The following is a 14,701-nucleotide window of genomic DNA, read 5'->3' on the forward strand; positions in this document are numbered from 1 at the left end:
ATATTATCTTCTAATAAAGCAACATTCGTATAATATGGAGCTAATTCATTAGCTAATTTAGGATCATCTGTAGTAAAGTCACCAGTTTCTTTATTTATTAACACATAAAATATTTCATCTTCATAGTAATAGTTTTCTTTTAGATATTGGTTTTCATATTCTATAGCACTTATATCTTCTAAATTATTGCTGTTAGTATATATATATTCTGATATGTCTCTACTTTCATAATAAATCATTGACTCTATATATTTATTCTTATTAAAAAGAGCATCAAAAGTACCAGCACCAATTTTAGCTGCACTATCATTAAAGGCATTATAATATCCTGTGCCTAAAGTAACTATTAGTATTATTAAAGTTAATATTTCTACTCCCCATATACCCGTTACATAGTTTTTAATTTTCTCTTTCAATTTTATATCCAACTCCCCACACTACTTTTATATATTCAGGGTCCTTTGTATTAATTTCAATTTTTTCTCTTATTCTTCTTATATGAACTGTTACTGTATTTTCACTTCTATAAAATGGTTCTTCCCATACTTTTTCATATATTTCTTTAATAGAAAAAACTTTTCCTAAATTAGATGCAAGTAACTGAAGTATCTTAAATTCAGTTGCAGTTGCCTTAATTTCTTCTCCTCTTAAGGTTATAGTTTTTTCCTTATTATTTATAACAAGATCCTTTACCTCAATTATATCAGGACTTTCATTTTCTAATTCTAATGGCTTTTGATATCTTCTAAGTTGTGATTTAACTCTCGCCACTAATTCTAAGTGATTAAATGGTTTTGCTATGTAATCATCAGCTCCAACATTAAGCCCTAATATCTTATCACTATCTTCACCCTTAGCTGATAGCATTATTATAGGTAAATTTCTTTTTTCTCTTATTTTTAAACATGTTTTTATACCATCCATTCTAGGCATCATTATATCTAATACTATTAAATGTATTTTTTCTTTATCTAATATTTCTAAAGCTTCAATTCCATCTTGAGCCTTAAATACTTTCATCCCTTCTCCTCTTAAATATATGTCTATAGCATCTCTGATTTCTTTTTCATCATCTACTACTAAAACGTTGAACATATAAAAACACCCCTTTAATTATATTATCTTATAATTATAATAGCTTATATTGCTGATTTTTACTAAGTGTAAAAATTACATTTTTATTAAAATACTAAGTTAGTAAAGTTTTCGTTAACATATCGTTAGGTTTGGTATATAATCTTGAGTGTACGTTCTACTAATTTTTAAGGAGTTTAAAATGTTTCAAAAAGTTGCAATCAATAAACACATGGTATTAGATTTTATTTTTATTTTTATAGGATGTATAATTGCTTCTCTTGGAGTTAATTTATTCCTAGTTAATGCACAATTACTTAGTGGAGGCGCTACAGGTATAGCACTTATTCTACAATACATGTTTAGTGTACCTTCTGGTATAACTGTATTTATAATTAACATTCCTTTATTCTTTGTTAGTTATAAGATGCTAAATAAAAAATTCACTTTATATTCTGCTGTTGGTATGATATCACTTTCTCTTTCCTTAATAGTTACTGAACCACTTTCAAAACTAGTAAGAGTAGATGATGTTTTGCTTTATTGTATCTATGGTGGTGTTTTATGTGGATTAGGTTATGGATTAGTATTCTCTAGAAATGGTTCCACTGGTGGTACTGATATTATCACAATGGTTCTTAGAAAGAAATACTCTAATCTAGACATAGGTAGCCTTAGCTTTTCTTTAAACTGCGTTATAGTATTTATCGGAGCTTTAATCTTTGGACTACCAAAAGCCTTATATACATTAATCTCCATGTTTGTTCAAAGCATTGTAGTAGATAAGGTTATTAATGGATTTTATAGCAAGAAGCTTTTATTAATACTAACAGATAAAGAACAAGATATTATTGAATATGTTATTAAAGATATGAATAGAGGTGTCACGTCTTTAATTTCTGAGGGTGAATACACCCATGAACTTAGAAAGATGCTTTACATAGCTGTTACCTCATCCCAACTGGTAAGATTGAAAAAGAAGATTTTAAGAATAGATCCTAGGGCCTTTATAACTATAATAGATGTTTCTGAAGTAAACGGCAAAGGCTTCCATAAGATTTAAATATAAACAAAAACAATAGATATATTGTGCTCAGTTCTCCGTCGCAAGCTCCAAGTCGACTTTCGCATCAATATATCTATAGTTTTTTATTATTAATTTAAATCGCTCACTTTCCTCCTACTAAAGGAAGAAATTCAGACAAGCTTAATTTCAACATCATTTTCAAATCTATATATTAACTATATTTTTTCTTCAAGCTGAATTTCAATATTGCTTTTGACTTTTTATAGCCTTTCTCAACTTACTATCTCATAATATTAAAGAAACCCAAGCTATTAGCTTGAGTTTCATCCTTATTTGTTAACTGTTAATCGTTAATTATTAATTGATCTAAGATATTCTTCTTGTCCTACTTTGTATAGGTTAGTTCCTTCTGAATCTATTATTACTGTTAAGGGCATATCTTTTACTTCCATTTTTCTAATTGCTTCTGCCCCTAGGTCTTCGTATGCTATTATTTCTGATGCTACTATAGACTTTGATATTAAAGCTGCTGCTCCTCCTATTGCTCCTAAGTAAACTGCTTTATTTTTTATTATAGAATTTATAACTGCTTCATTTCTGGCACCTTTTCCTATCATCGCTTTAAGTCCCAAGTCTAATAGCTGTGGTGAATAGTCATCCATTCTATAGCTAGTTGTAGGTCCTGCTGATCCTATAACTTGTCCTTCTTTTGCGGGAGTAGGACCAACATAATATATAACTGCATCTCTGACATCTATAGGTAACTCTTTTCCTACCTCTAATAATTCTATTAATCTTTTATGAGCAGCATCTCTTGCTGAATAAAGAGTTCCAGATAGTAGTATGCTGTCACCAGCTTTTAAATCCTTAATTTTATCATAAGTTAATGGTGTAGATAATTTTATTTCCATACTCATATCCCCCTATATTATCTCTTCTTTATGTCTAGTTGCATGACAGCTAATATTGACAGCTACAGGCAATCCAGCTATATGGGTTGGATATGTCTCTATATTTAGACCTATTGCAGTAGTTTTCCCTCCAAATCCCTGAGGCCCTATTCCTAATCTATTAAACTCTAAAAGTAATTCTTCTTCTAAATCAGCATAAAACTTATTTTCATTTTTACTATCAATAGGTCTTATTAAAGCTTTCTTAGATAAATACGCTGCTTTTTCAAAAGTTCCTCCTATACCTACTCCCACTATCATTGGTGGACATGGATTTGGACCTGCATCCTTAACAACCTTAACAATAAAATCCTTTACTCCTTTAAGGCCATCTGAAGGTTTTAACATCTTTATTTGACTCATATTTTCAGATCCAAATCCCTTAGGTACCACCGTAATCTTTAATCTATCTCCTGGTACTATTTCATAATGTATTATTGCAGGTGTATTATCTTTCGTATTTATTCTATCTATAGGATCTTTTACTACTGACTTTCTTAAATACCCCTTATCATATCCTCTTCTTACACCTTCATTGATGGCGTCTTCAAGATTTCCACCAACAATATGTACATCTTGACCTACCTCTAAAAATACACAAGTCATTCCTGTATCTTGACATATTGGCATACTTTCATTTTGTGAAATTTCTGCATTTATAATTATTTTATCAAGAATATCTCCTGCTAGTGTCCACGTTTCCTCTTCCTTTGCCTTATTTAAAGCATCAAACACATCTTTAGATAAATTATAGTTTGATTCTATGCATAGCTTTTCTACAACTTCCTCAATTTTTTCAATATGAACTTCTCTCATTAGCCTACCCCTTTTATAAAAATACTGTTTAATCAATTGAACTATATTGATATTCTAACATAATTTTCTATAACTGTAAGGCAATTTAAAAAGTAGTTTCACTTATTCTTTAACTGATTTTTCATCATAAAATAATACTTAATTCATTAGTTACTTTTCATTTCCTCAAAATACTTATTTATTCCCCAGGAAATTCCCTTAACTATTGAATTTTGATGTTCTTCTGTTTGTAGTCTTTTTTCTTCATCAGGATTAGATAAAAATCCACATTCAAGTAATATTGAAGCTCCTTCATATTTATCTCTTAAAATTAAATAGGCATCTCCAGCGGGCTTGGAAACTCTCTTATTGCCATCATTAGCACTTTCCTTTATTCCTTGTTGAACATTATCTGCAAGCTTTTTACTTACTTCATTTGAACTATGCCATACTTGTGCTCCATAACATTTAGCCTCTGGAAACATATTTTGATGTATTGATATAAAAACATCACATTTAGTCTCAACCTTCATATCTCTTCTTTTCTTTAAATCTTCTCTTTTCTTTTCTCTAATAGTTTTTCCATTATTACCTAGGTCTTCATCAGATTCTCTAGTTAAAAAAACTATATACCCTTGCTCTTCTAAATTTTCTTTAAGTCTTAAACTTATTTGAAGATTTATATCTTTTTCTATAGTTCCAGCCTTTGACTTAGCTCCTCCATCAAATCCCCCATGCCCTGGATCAATTAGTATTATTTTTTTATTCTCATCAGCTTTTACGCTAATTGGTGTAATAAAGATTGATATTATTAACATTAATAAGCAAACAAAATTAAATTTCTTCATAATTCTCCTCCATTTTTAAATTTATAAACTTATTATGTCCATTTTTATTTTACTTAATAATAAAAAATCAAAATGTAAAATTAAAATTCTCTTTCATTAATTTTATATAAAATGCTTATTAGTTTTTTATTTTTAATTAATAAAAGAGCTACCTAAAAGGTAGCTCTTTACTAACTATTCTCTATAACACTTTCAGATATATTCATTGCATGATCCCCAACTCTTTCTAGATTACTTAATAAATCTAGATATATAGCACCTGCATATGCATTACAAGTTCCATCATATAATCTCTTAATATGAAGTTCTCTATATTTCTTTTGCATTCTATCTAATTCAGATTCAATTTCGTTTACGCTCTTTGCCTTATTTACATCTTTAGTTGCATAACTATCTATTGCTACTGATAATGATTCTAAAGCCTTGTCATAAACTTTATGTATCTGCTCTATAGCATGCTCGCTATAACCTAACTTCTTATTAATTTTTTGTTGAGTTAGATCAGCAATATTTTCAGCGTGATCCCCAATTCTCTCTATATCGTTAATAACATGGAATGTTGCTGCTACTATACTTAATTCTTTATCAGATAATTCACATTTTGAAAGCTTAACTAAGTATGTAGTAATAGCTTCATTTAATGTATTTATTACAGTTTCATTTTCATATACTTTTTGAATTAATTTTTCATCATTATTTTCAAATGCCTCTAAAGATAATGCTAAACCTTTTTTCGCTTTTTTAGCCATTCTTAAGGTCTCTTTAGCCACTTGACCTGCTGCTATTACAGGAGTTTCAAGTAATCTATCATCTATGTATTTAGGACCTGGTCTATCCTCTTCCTCATCCTCTGGAATAATTCTATTAACTATCTTAATTAAGAATCCTGTTAATGGAAGCATAATTACTGTATTCACAACATTAAATACTGTATGTGAATTTGCTATTTGCCTACTTACATCACCTGGACTTATAGTAGATACTACATCACCTAATAATCCACTTACTAAAACTGGAATGAATATTAATGTACCACCTAAATTAAATATTAAATGTAAAAATGCAGCTTTATGTGCAGTTTTACTAGTTCCTACTGTTGCAAGCATAGCTGTAACACATGTACCTATATTACACCCAAATACTATTGGAAGCGCTTGTGTTATATCTATAGCTCCTGCTGTTGCTAAAGCTACTAATATACCTGTTGTTGCTGATGAACTTTGAAGTACTGCTGTAATAAGTGCTCCAGCTAGTATTCCAAGATACCACTTATCACCTACAGTTGCTAAAATTTCATTGAATATAGGTGAAGCTGTTAATGGTTTCATAGCTGCGCTCATTTGTCCCATTCCAACAAATAAAATACCAAAGCCTAATATAATACTTCCAATATCTTTTCTCTTTTTCTTTTTTGCAAACATTACTACAAATGCTCCAACAAAAACGAATAAAGGTGCTATTTGATCTAGCTTAAATGCTACTAGCTGAGCTGTTATTGTAGTACCTATATTAGCTCCCATAATAATTCCTGCAGCTTGTGCTAAATTCATAAGTCCTGCGTTAACAAAACCTACTACCATTACAGTTGTCGCACTACTACTTTGAATAACTGCTGTAACTATAGCTCCTACTATAACTGCTATAACTGGATTTCTAGTTACTTTTTCTAAGATAGATTTAAGTCCATCCCCTGCAGCATTTTCTAGACCATCCCCCATGATCTTCATTCCATAGATAAATAGCCCTAAGCCACCAAGTAACTTTATAATAACCATCAATGATTCCAAAGTTATTCTCCTTTTCAACATTATTTTTACAAACTAAGTTTACATTATTTTTTAACATTTGTTAAGCAATTAAACATATTTTTAACATGATTTTAATATAAAATTGTATAGTTTTACAATTTTGATTATTAATTTAATATATTAGCTTTCTTTTTATAAGAATTTTTTATTTCTATTATTTTAATATTACAAAATACCATATTTCTATCCCTGTAAATTTTAACAAAAAATATATCATTTAACTTCTTTTCAGAGTAACAAAAAAATCCCACAACCATAATGATTGTGGGACTTGTAAAGTTCCAAATATTATCTCTTTGAGAATTGAGGAGCTCTTCTTGCTTTCTTAAGACCGTATTTCTTTCTTTCTTTCATTCTTGGGTCTCTAGTTACGAATCCAGCCTTCTTTAATTCTGGCTTTAAGTTTTCGTCAGCTTTGATTAAAGCTCTAGTGATTCCGTGTCTTATTGCTCCAGCTTGACCTGTGAATCCACCACCGTGAACGTTAACTAAAACGTCGAATCTTTCCTTAGTTCCAGTTAAAACTAATGGTTGATTAACGATCATTCTTAAAGTTTCTAATCCGAAATAATTTTCGATATCTCTTTTATTTACAACTACTTTACCATTTCCAGGTACAAGTCTAACTCTTGCTATTGATTTTTTTCTTCTTCCAGTTCCCATGTATTGAACTTTTGCCATTTTTCTTCCTCCTCCCGAGCATGTATTAGTACTTTAATTCAAGTACTTCTGGTTGTTGAGCATCGTGTCCGTGCTCAGTACCTCTGTATACTTTTAATTTTTTAAGCATTTTTCTTCCTAAAACACCTGTTGGAAGCATTCTTCTTACTGCTTCTTCGAAAGCGAATTCAGGCTTCTTAGCTAATACTTCTCTGTATGGAGTTTCCTTTAATCCACCTGGATATAAGCTGTGCTTTCTCATTAATTTTTGGTCTAACTTCTTACCAGTTAAAACCACCTTTTCAGCATTGATTACGATAACGAAATCTCCGCAGTCAACATTTGGTGTAAATGTTGGCTTATTTTTTCCTCTTAAAATTGAAGCAACTTGGCTAGCAACTCTTCCTAGTGGCTTACCAGCAGCATCAACAACATACCATTTTCTTTCAACTTCTTGCGCCTTAGCGATGTATGATTTCATGTTTTTCCCTCCCTGAACTTACATTTGTGCTTTACTTCTTAAGTACTGCTTTTATGTCAAGACCCGGGGCTAGTGGATCTTATATACATAAATTATTCTAACAAACATTAATAATTATAATACACGCATACGGGTGTGTCAATGTTTTTATTTCATTATTTTTATAGTTTTTTTATTTTTTTAATAGTAAACTTTTTCTAGTATTAATCCATTAGCAGGAACACAGATTCCAGCTTTTTTTCTATCTTTACTATCAATTATTTCTTTGATTTCACAAGGTTTTACCTTATTATTCCCAACCATAATTAGTGTACCTACTATTATTCTTACCATATTGTATAGAAAACCATCACCTGTAACATAAATTTTTATTATATCCTCATTCTTCTCTATATGTAAATCTGTAATAGTTCTTACAGTAGTTTTAACTGAGCCTCCACTACTTTTAAAGGCATTGAAGTCGTGAGTACCAATAAAATACTTACAAGCTTCTTCCATAGCGTCTGTATTCAACTTTTTCTTTACATGATAATAATAATTTCTATATATAGCTGAAGGTATATCCCTATTTATAATTGAATAAGAATATGTTTTACCTTTAGCACTATATCTTGAATGAAAATCATCAGATACCTCTTCTGATTTTAATATTACTATATCTTCTGGAAGCCTATAGTTTAATGCCTCCCTAAACTTATTAGAAGGAATTGTACTTTCAGTTTTAAAGTTAGCTATAAAACCTTTTGCATGAACTCCAGAATCTGTTCTAGAGCTTCCTGTTACTTCTACATCTTCTTTTATAAGTTCTTCTATTGCCCTTTCAAGAGTACCTTGTATAGTTTCTCCTATCTTTTGTTTTTGCCAACCTTGATAGTTAGTACCATCATACTCTAAAGTAAGTTTTATATTTTTCATATTTGTTTCACCTTTAAGTAGTTTATAATACAAATCTTACTACTATGCTTCCTATAAATAAAACTGAGAATAAAGCAAAAGCTATTGCATCTTTATTTGTAAATTTTAGCTCCTTCATTCTAGTTCTACCTGCTCCGCCTCTATATGCTCTTGATTCCATAGCCATAGCTAATTCATCTGCTCTTCTAAATGAGCTTATAAATAGTGGTACTAGTAATGGGATTAAACTCTTAGCTTTTTGTATTAATCCGCCACTTTCAAAATCTGCTCCTCTTGCCTTTTGTGCCATCATTATTTTATCTGTTTCATCCATTAATGTAGGAATAAATCTTAATGCTATTGTCATCATCATTGCAAGCTCATGAGCCATTTCTTTTCCTATTGGTCTAAGTAATCTCTCTATTCCATCTGTTAACTCTATTGGAGAAGTCGTTAAGGTTAATACTGATGTTCCCATAATTAAAAATATTAATCTTAAAGCCATAAACCCAGCTGTTTTTAATCCTTCTGTATAAACTTTTATAAATCCAATCTCAAATAATAAAGTATCAGCTGTTCCTTTAATCATAAAAATATTCAATACCGCTGTAAATATTATAAGGAAAAATACAGGCTTAAGACCTTTATATAGATATCTTGGTGGTAATTTTGCCACATAAACTGTTAGAGCTAAAAAAGCAACTATTAATAAATATCCCACGAATTTATTTACTATAAATAAAGATACAATAAATAGGATAGATAATAGTATTTTTGTCCTAGGATCTAACTTATGGACAAAGGTTTCTCCTGGTATATATTGACCTATAGTTATGTCTTTTATCATTTTCTATCCCCCTAGTTATTAGTTTCCTTTAAGATTCTTAATAATTCTTCCTTGCCCTTACTAATAGTGTATACTTCATCTGAAACATTAAAACCTTTTTCTCTTAATGCTCTCATAAGGTAAGTTACTTGTGGTACAGCAAGGCCTATACTTTCTAAAGTATCAACTTCTTTAAATACTTCGGCAGGTGTACCTTCTAATTGAACTTTACCTTTGTTCATTACTATTATTCTCTCAGCTAGTTTACCTACATCTTCCATACTATGACTTACAAGAACTATAGTCATCTTGTAATTATCATGAAGAGTTTTTATTTGAGCTAAAATATCATCTCTACCTTTAGGATCTAACCCTGCTGTAGGTTCATCTAGGATAAGTACCTTTGGTTCCATAGCTACTACCCCTGCTATAGCCACTCTTCTCTTTTGTCCACCACTTAAATCAAAAGGTGATTTATGTCTATATGTTTCGTAATCTAAACCAACCATCTCCATAGATCTTTTAACTCTTCTTGTTATTTCGTCTTGATCTAGACCTAGATTTCTTGGACCATATTCTATATCCTTTTCTATAGTTTCTTCAAATAATTGATATTCAGGATATTGAAATACTAAACCTACTTTTTTTCTTATATCTGTAAGCTTTACTCCATTCTTAGTTATATCTACTCCATCTACTATAATTCTTCCAGAGCTTGGCTTTAAAAGGCCATTCATATGTTGAATTAATGTTGATTTTCCTGAGCCTGTATGTCCTATAAGAGCAACAAACTCCCCTTCTTTTATCTCAATATTTACATCATCTAAAGCCACTTTTTCAAAAGGTGACTTAGGCATATAAACATGTACTAAATTCTCTATCTTAATTGACATAACGCATCCACCATCTCATCTACATTTAATATATTTGTATCTATATTTACACCACTATTTTTTAATTCATAGCATAATTCAGTCACTTGAGGAACATCTAAACCTATTTCCTTCATTTCTTTCACATTAGAAAATACTTCTCTTGGCTTACCTTCTAATATTACTTTTCCTCCATCCATTACTATTACCCTATCAGCTTGTGCTGCTTCATCCATATAATGTGTTATAAGAACAATAGTTATACCATACTTCTCATTAATTTCTTTTATATTCTTTAAAACTTCTCTTCTTCCTGATGGGTCAAGCATTGCAGTAGGTTCATCAAATATTATGCACTTTGGCTTCATTGCTAATATTCCTGCAATAGCTATCCTTTGCTTCTGTCCACCTGAAAGTAAATGTGGCGCATGTCTTCTATATTCATACATTCCTACTTTTTTTAAACTTTCATCCACTCTTTTTCTTATTTCTTCTGGTTCTACCCCAAGATTTTCAGGCCCAAATGCTACATCTTCTTCAACGATAGTTGCTACTAATTGGTTATCTGGATTCTGAAAAACCATGCCAGCTCTTGATCTTATTTCCCATAAATTTTTCTGATCTTTAGTATCTAATCCATCTACAATTACAGTTCCATCAGAGGGTATTAAAAGAGCATTCATATGCTTAGCAATCGTTGATTTTCCTGATCCATTATGACCTAATACTACTAAGAATTCTCCCTTTTCAACTTCAAAGCTTACACCATTTACGGCATATTTTTCTTCTTCTCCCTCAACTGCTCTATATTTAAAAGATACATTCTCACACTTCACCATTGCTTCTTTCATAATATAGCCCTCCTTCTCTTATTAAGCATTATATAAAAACTTAAATAGTGTATATACATTAACATAAGAATATTATAATACACATTTCATTAATTACAATTAGTTTACATTAATTTTTTAAGCTCTTATATTATATTTAATTTTCTATATGCAAAAATGGGGACTAAGTTTTATACTTAATCCCCCTTTTATATTATACTAATTCAAGTATAACAACTTCTGCTCCGTCCCCTCTTCTTGGGCCTTTTTTGTACATTCTAGTGTATCCACCGTTTCTTTCAGCGTACTTTGGAGCAACATTGTCAAATAGGTTTTGAACTACTTCTTCTTCATGAACAAATGCTAAAACTTGTCTTCTAGCGTGAAGGTCACCTCTTTTTGCTAAAGTGATCATCTTTTCAGCTAATTTTCTAGTTTCCTTAGCTCTTGTTTCAGTTGTTTCAATCTTACCATGCTTTAAAAAGCTTGTAACAAGGCTTCTTAGCATAGCTCTTCTTTGGTCAGTAGGACGACCTAATTTACGATAACCTGCCATATGGATTTACCTCCTTACTCATCGTTTAGTCTTAATCCTAAGCCTAATTCCTTAAGCTTTCTTTCGACTTCCTCTAAAGATTTCTTTCCTAGATTTCTTACCTTCATCATGTCATCCATAGACTTTCCAGCAAGTTCTTGAACTGTATTGATTCCAGCTCTCTTTAAACAGTTATATGATCTAACTGATAAATCTAGCTCTTCTACAGTCATCTCTAGTACTTTTTCTTTCTTATCTTCTTCTTTTTCTATCATAATTTCTACATCATTAGTACTATCACCTAATGACATAAATAACTTAAAGTGTTCTATAAGTATTTTTGATGATAAGCTAATAGCTTCATCAATTTTAATAGTTCCATTAGTCCAGATTTCTAATGTTAACTTATCGTAGTCAGTAATTTGACCAACTCTTGTATTTTCAACAGTAAAGTTAACTCTCTTAACAGGAGTATATATTGAGTCTACAGCAATAGCTGATAATGGAAGATCTTCACTCTTATTTTTATTTTGAGTAACATATCCTCTTCCTCTATTAACTGTTATCTCCATGTATAACTTACCATTATCATCTAATGTAGCTATATGAAGATCTTTACTTACAACTTCAACGTCTCCGTCAGTTTTAATATCTGCACCTGTAACTACTCCTGGTCCTTGAGCATCTATATATATTGTCTTTGGACCTTCACCATTCATTATTAATGCTAAAGCTTTTATGTTTAAGATTATTTCTGTAACATCTTCTTTAACACCTTGTACAGTAGAAAATTCGTGTAGTACTCCATCAATTTTTACTGATGTTGGAGCTGCACCAGGAAGTGATGATAAAAGTATTCTTCTTAGAGCATTTCCAAGTGTAATACCATATCCTCTTTCTAATGGTTCAACTACATATTTACCATAAGTACCATTTTCATTTGCTTCTATACATTCAATTATTGGCTTTTCTATTTCTAACATGCACAAACCCTCCTTATATTATAAATGGCAACATTATTCTGAGGGCAACTGCTTATATATTTGTATTGTAAGATAAATCTTAACAATACAAATACTAAACTATTACTTGCTGTATAACTCAACGATAAGAGTTTCGTTAACTGGTACGTCAATGTCTTCTCTTGTTGGTTCAGCTATAACTTTTCCTGAATAATTTTCAACATTTGCTTCTAACCACTTTGGTAATGTCTTTGGATTTTCTATAAATGTCTTGAATTTTTCAGTTCCTCTGCTCTTTTCTGCAACTAATATTTCATCGTTAACAGAAACTTTGTATGAAGCGATATCTACTTTCTTACCATTTACTAAGAAATGTCCATGGTTAACTAATTGTCTAGCTTCAGCTCTTGAAGCACCATATCCTAGTCTATAAACAACGTTATCTAATCTCATTTCTAGTAACTTAAGTAAGTTTTCACCTGTAATACCCTTCATATGATCAGCCTTTTCATAGTAACTTCTGAATTGGCCTTCTAATACTCCGTATATTCTTCTAGCTTTTTGCTTTTCTCTTAATTGTACGCCATAGTTAGATAATTTTTTCTTAGCTGCTCCATGTTGTCCTGGTGCATAACTTCTTCTAACAAAAGCACATTTATCTGTGAAACATCTATCCCCTTTAAGGAATAATTTCATACCTTCTCTTCTACATAATCTACATGTAGCTCCAGTATATCTTGCCATTAATTACACCTCCTATATGAATACTAGACTCTTCTTCTCTTTGGTGGTCTACATCCGTTATGTGGGATTGGAGTAACATCTTTAATTAGAGTTACTTCTAATCCTGCTGCTTGTAAAGATCTGATTGCTGCTTCTCTTCCAGCACCAGGTCCCTTTACGTATACTTCTATACTTTTTAATCCATGTTCCATAGCTGCTTTAGCTGCAGTTTCTGCTGCCATTTGAGCTGCGAATGGAGTACTTTTTCTTGATCCTCTAAAGCCTAGAGCTCCTGCACTTGACCATGATAAAGCATTACCTGCCGCATCAGTCAAAGTAACTATTGAGTTATTGAAAGTTGATTTGATGTGTGCAGCACCATGCTCAATATTCTTTCTTTCTTTTCTTCTTCTAGTCTTTTTAACCTTTTGAGCCATCGAATTCCCTCCTCACTACTTCTTCTTATTTGCGATAGTTTTCTTTGGACCTTTTCTAGTTCTAGCATTAGTCTTAGTCTTTTGTCCTCTAACTGGAAGACCTTTTCTATGTCTGATACCTCTGTAACATCCAATTTCAACTAATCTCTTAATATTTAAAGCAACTTCTCTTCTTAAGTCACCTTCAATTGTTAATGTTTTTACAAACTCTCTTATCTTAGTTACTTCATCTTCTGAAAGATCTTTAACTCTTGTGTCAGGATTAACTCCTGTTTCTGCTAAAATCTTTTGAGAAGTAGAAAGTCCTATTCCGTATATATATGTTAGACCTATTTCAACTCTTTTTTCTCTTGGTAGGTCTACGCCTGAAATTCTTGCCATTAAAACTTACACCTCCTGATATTGAAATGCATACAACTTTAATTATATGTGTATATTTATATAATAAAATCCTAGGTCAGCAGAGTTTTACCCTACTGTCAGCCGCACCTAAAATCTTTATGCTGATTTAAATGCCTATATAATCATATTTGACTTTAACTGAAAAGTCAATAATATTTATATAGTTAAATTATTCTTTTTGCCTATACTTTAACTGTATTAGCCTTGCTTTTGCTTGTGCTTAGGATTTTCACAGATAACCATTACTTTTCCTTTTCTTCTTATAATCTTGCACTTTTCGCAAATAGGCTTAACTGATGGTCTTACTTTCATCGCTAACCCTCCTTGTAATACTTAGTGGTAGTTCCCACTGTTTTATTTAGCTCTCCATGTAATTCTACCTCTAGTTAAATCATACGGAGAAAGTTCTATTGTAACCTTGTCTCCAGGTAGAATTCTAATGAAGTTCATTCTTAATTTTCCTGATATATGTGCTAGAATTTTGTGACCACTCTCTAGTTCAACTTGGAACATAGCATTTGGTAATGACTCTAGTACAACACCTTGCATTTCTATTACATCATCTTTTGACATAAGG

General features: G+C 31.1%; 19 protein-coding genes and 1 pseudogene. 1 reads left to right on the forward strand and 19 read right to left on the reverse strand.

The features are described from left to right. A pseudogene (locus E6248_RS02000) lies at positions 1-416 on the reverse strand (sensor histidine kinase); the annotation flags it as partial. Beyond that, entirely contained in the window at positions 400-1,095 is a 696-nt protein-coding gene (locus tag E6248_RS02005) for a response regulator transcription factor (RefSeq protein ID WP_316339172.1), read from the reverse strand. The pseudogene E6248_RS02000 and the gene E6248_RS02005, both read right to left, overlap by 17 nt. Positions 1,096-1,276: 181 nt before the next feature. On the opposite strand from E6248_RS02005, the gene E6248_RS02010 reads away from it, so the two are divergent. Beyond that, positions 1,277-2,137, forward strand: a complete 861-nt coding sequence (locus E6248_RS02010) for a YitT family protein (protein ID WP_316339173.1) — start codon at positions 1,277-1,279, stop codon at positions 2,135-2,137. A gap of 314 nt (positions 2,138-2,451) precedes the next feature. Here E6248_RS02010 and E6248_RS02015 read toward each other — a convergent pair whose 3' ends face one another. The 17 genes from E6248_RS02015 to infA form a co-directional block, all read right to left on the reverse strand. Next, positions 2,452-3,012, reverse strand: a complete 561-nt coding sequence (locus tag E6248_RS02015; protein ID WP_316339174.1) for a Fe-S-containing hydro-lyase — start codon at positions 3,010-3,012, stop codon at positions 2,452-2,454. Between the two features lie 12 nt (positions 3,013-3,024). Next, positions 3,025-3,867, reverse strand: coding sequence for a fumarate hydratase (locus E6248_RS02020; RefSeq protein ID WP_316339175.1), 843 nt, complete (start codon positions 3,865-3,867; stop codon positions 3,025-3,027). Between the two features lie 146 nt (positions 3,868-4,013). Further along, entirely contained in the window at positions 4,014-4,694 is a 681-nt protein-coding gene (gene cwlD / locus E6248_RS02025) for an N-acetylmuramoyl-L-alanine amidase CwlD (protein WP_316339176.1), read from the reverse strand. Positions 4,695-4,864: 170 nt separating this feature from the next. Next, complete coding sequence (locus E6248_RS02030) at positions 4,865-6,481, reverse strand: Na/Pi cotransporter family protein (RefSeq protein ID WP_316339177.1); 1,617 nt, start codon at positions 6,479-6,481, stop codon at positions 4,865-4,867. A 309-nt stretch (positions 6,482-6,790) separates the two neighbouring features. Next, a complete protein-coding gene (gene rpsI / locus E6248_RS02035; protein WP_316339178.1) occupies positions 6,791-7,183 on the reverse strand; it encodes a 30S ribosomal protein S9 in 393 nt (130 codons plus the stop codon). 25 nt (positions 7,184-7,208) lie between these two features. After that, the gene (rplM, locus tag E6248_RS02040; RefSeq protein WP_136006905.1) at positions 7,209-7,643 is read right to left on the reverse strand and encodes a 50S ribosomal protein L13; all 435 of its coding nucleotides are present in this window, start codon (positions 7,641-7,643) and stop codon (positions 7,209-7,211) included. 180 nt (positions 7,644-7,823) lie between these two features. Further along, positions 7,824-8,558 (reverse strand): tRNA pseudouridine(38-40) synthase TruA, encoded by a 735-nt coding sequence (gene truA / locus E6248_RS02045; protein WP_316339179.1) that lies wholly within the window; start codon positions 8,556-8,558, stop codon positions 7,824-7,826. A gap of 22 nt (positions 8,559-8,580) precedes the next feature. Then, positions 8,581-9,384: an energy-coupling factor transporter transmembrane component T gene (locus tag E6248_RS02050; RefSeq protein ID WP_316339180.1), complete on the reverse strand. Its 804-nt coding sequence runs from the start codon at positions 9,382-9,384 to the stop codon at positions 8,581-8,583. An 11-nt stretch (positions 9,385-9,395) separates the two neighbouring features. Further along, positions 9,396-10,256 carry an energy-coupling factor transporter ATPase gene (locus E6248_RS02055; RefSeq protein ID WP_316339181.1) on the reverse strand — a complete coding sequence of 287 codons (861 nt, stop codon included), beginning with the start codon at positions 10,254-10,256 and terminating at the stop codon, positions 9,396-9,398. Then, complete coding sequence (locus tag E6248_RS02060) at positions 10,241-11,086, reverse strand: energy-coupling factor transporter ATPase (RefSeq protein ID WP_316339182.1); 846 nt, start codon at positions 11,084-11,086, stop codon at positions 10,241-10,243. The genes E6248_RS02055 and E6248_RS02060 overlap by 16 nt, the downstream gene beginning before the upstream one ends. A gap of 193 nt (positions 11,087-11,279) precedes the next feature. Beyond that, a complete protein-coding gene (rplQ, locus tag E6248_RS02065) occupies positions 11,280-11,621 on the reverse strand; it encodes a 50S ribosomal protein L17 (protein WP_136006894.1) in 342 nt (113 codons plus the stop codon). Positions 11,622-11,635: 14 nt separating this feature from the next. Further along, a complete protein-coding gene (locus E6248_RS02070) occupies positions 11,636-12,583 on the reverse strand; it encodes a DNA-directed RNA polymerase subunit alpha (protein ID WP_316339183.1) in 948 nt (315 codons plus the stop codon). A gap of 102 nt (positions 12,584-12,685) precedes the next feature. Continuing rightward, positions 12,686-13,306 (reverse strand): 30S ribosomal protein S4, encoded by a 621-nt coding sequence (gene rpsD / locus E6248_RS02075; RefSeq protein ID WP_316339184.1) that lies wholly within the window; start codon positions 13,304-13,306, stop codon positions 12,686-12,688. Positions 13,307-13,329: 23 nt separating this feature from the next. Beyond that, the gene (rpsK, locus tag E6248_RS02080; protein WP_136006888.1) at positions 13,330-13,722 is read right to left on the reverse strand and encodes a 30S ribosomal protein S11; all 393 of its coding nucleotides are present in this window, start codon (positions 13,720-13,722) and stop codon (positions 13,330-13,332) included. Positions 13,723-13,737: 15 nt separating this feature from the next. Then, entirely contained in the window at positions 13,738-14,103 is a 366-nt protein-coding gene (gene rpsM / locus E6248_RS02085; protein WP_136006886.1) for a 30S ribosomal protein S13, read from the reverse strand. 219 nt (positions 14,104-14,322) lie between these two features. Then, on the reverse strand, positions 14,323-14,436 hold the full coding sequence (gene rpmJ / locus E6248_RS02090) for a 50S ribosomal protein L36 (protein WP_016205879.1): 114 nt from the start codon (positions 14,434-14,436) through the stop codon (positions 14,323-14,325). A 42-nt stretch (positions 14,437-14,478) separates the two neighbouring features. Next, on the reverse strand, positions 14,479-14,697 hold the full coding sequence (infA, locus tag E6248_RS02095; protein WP_136006884.1) for a translation initiation factor IF-1: 219 nt from the start codon (positions 14,695-14,697) through the stop codon (positions 14,479-14,481). Between the last annotated feature and the right edge of the window lie 4 nt (positions 14,698-14,701).

The sequence above is a fragment of the Clostridium sp. genome (assembly GCF_032552055.1).
In the GTDB taxonomy this organism is placed as follows: domain Bacteria; phylum Bacillota; class Clostridia; order Clostridiales; family Clostridiaceae; genus Clostridium.

Excerpts from the sequence above, each read along its gene's own strand:
- rpsI (WP_316339178.1), bottom strand. The coding sequence starts at position 7,183 with ATGGCAAAAGTTCAATACATGGGAACTGGAAGAAGAAAAAAATCAATA.
- rplQ (WP_136006894.1), bottom strand. The coding sequence starts at position 11,621 with ATGGCAGGTTATCGTAAATTAGGTCGTCCTACTGACCAAAGAAGAGCT.
- E6248_RS02070 (WP_316339183.1), bottom strand. The coding sequence starts at position 12,583 with ATGTTAGAAATAGAAAAGCCAATAATTGAATGTATAGAAGCAAATGAA.
- rpsD (WP_316339184.1), bottom strand. The coding sequence starts at position 13,306 with ATGGCAAGATATACTGGAGCTACATGTAGATTATGTAGAAGAGAAGGT.
- truA (WP_316339179.1), bottom strand. The coding sequence starts at position 8,558 with ATGAAAAATATAAAACTTACTTTAGAGTATGATGGTACTAACTATCAA.
- E6248_RS02005 (WP_316339172.1), bottom strand. The coding sequence starts at position 1,095 with ATGTTCAACGTTTTAGTAGTAGATGATGAAAAAGAAATCAGAGATGCT.
- E6248_RS02050 (WP_316339180.1), bottom strand. The coding sequence starts at position 9,384 with ATGATAAAAGACATAACTATAGGTCAATATATACCAGGAGAAACCTTT.
- cwlD (WP_316339176.1), bottom strand. The coding sequence starts at position 4,694 with ATGAAGAAATTTAATTTTGTTTGCTTATTAATGTTAATAATATCAATC.
- E6248_RS02020 (WP_316339175.1), bottom strand. The coding sequence starts at position 3,867 with ATGAGAGAAGTTCATATTGAAAAAATTGAGGAAGTTGTAGAAAAGCTA.
- E6248_RS02015 (WP_316339174.1), bottom strand. The coding sequence starts at position 3,012 with ATGGAAATAAAATTATCTACACCATTAACTTATGATAAAATTAAGGAT.
- E6248_RS02060 (WP_316339182.1), bottom strand. The coding sequence starts at position 11,086 with ATGAAAGAAGCAATGGTGAAGTGTGAGAATGTATCTTTTAAATATAGA.
- rpsM (WP_136006886.1), bottom strand. The coding sequence starts at position 14,103 with ATGGCAAGAATTTCAGGCGTAGACCTACCAAGAGAAAAAAGAGTTGAA.
- E6248_RS02010 (WP_316339173.1), top strand. The coding sequence starts at position 1,277 with ATGTTTCAAAAAGTTGCAATCAATAAACACATGGTATTAGATTTTATT.
- rpmJ (WP_016205879.1), bottom strand. The coding sequence starts at position 14,436 with ATGAAAGTAAGACCATCAGTTAAGCCTATTTGCGAAAAGTGCAAGATT.
- rpsK (WP_136006888.1), bottom strand. The coding sequence starts at position 13,722 with ATGGCTCAAAAGGTTAAAAAGACTAGAAGAAGAAAAGAAAGAAAGAAT.
- E6248_RS02055 (WP_316339181.1), bottom strand. The coding sequence starts at position 10,256 with ATGTCAATTAAGATAGAGAATTTAGTACATGTTTATATGCCTAAGTCA.
- infA (WP_136006884.1), bottom strand. The coding sequence starts at position 14,697 with ATGTCAAAAGATGATGTAATAGAAATGCAAGGTGTTGTACTAGAGTCA.
- rplM (WP_136006905.1), bottom strand. The coding sequence starts at position 7,643 with ATGAAATCATACATCGCTAAGGCGCAAGAAGTTGAAAGAAAATGGTAT.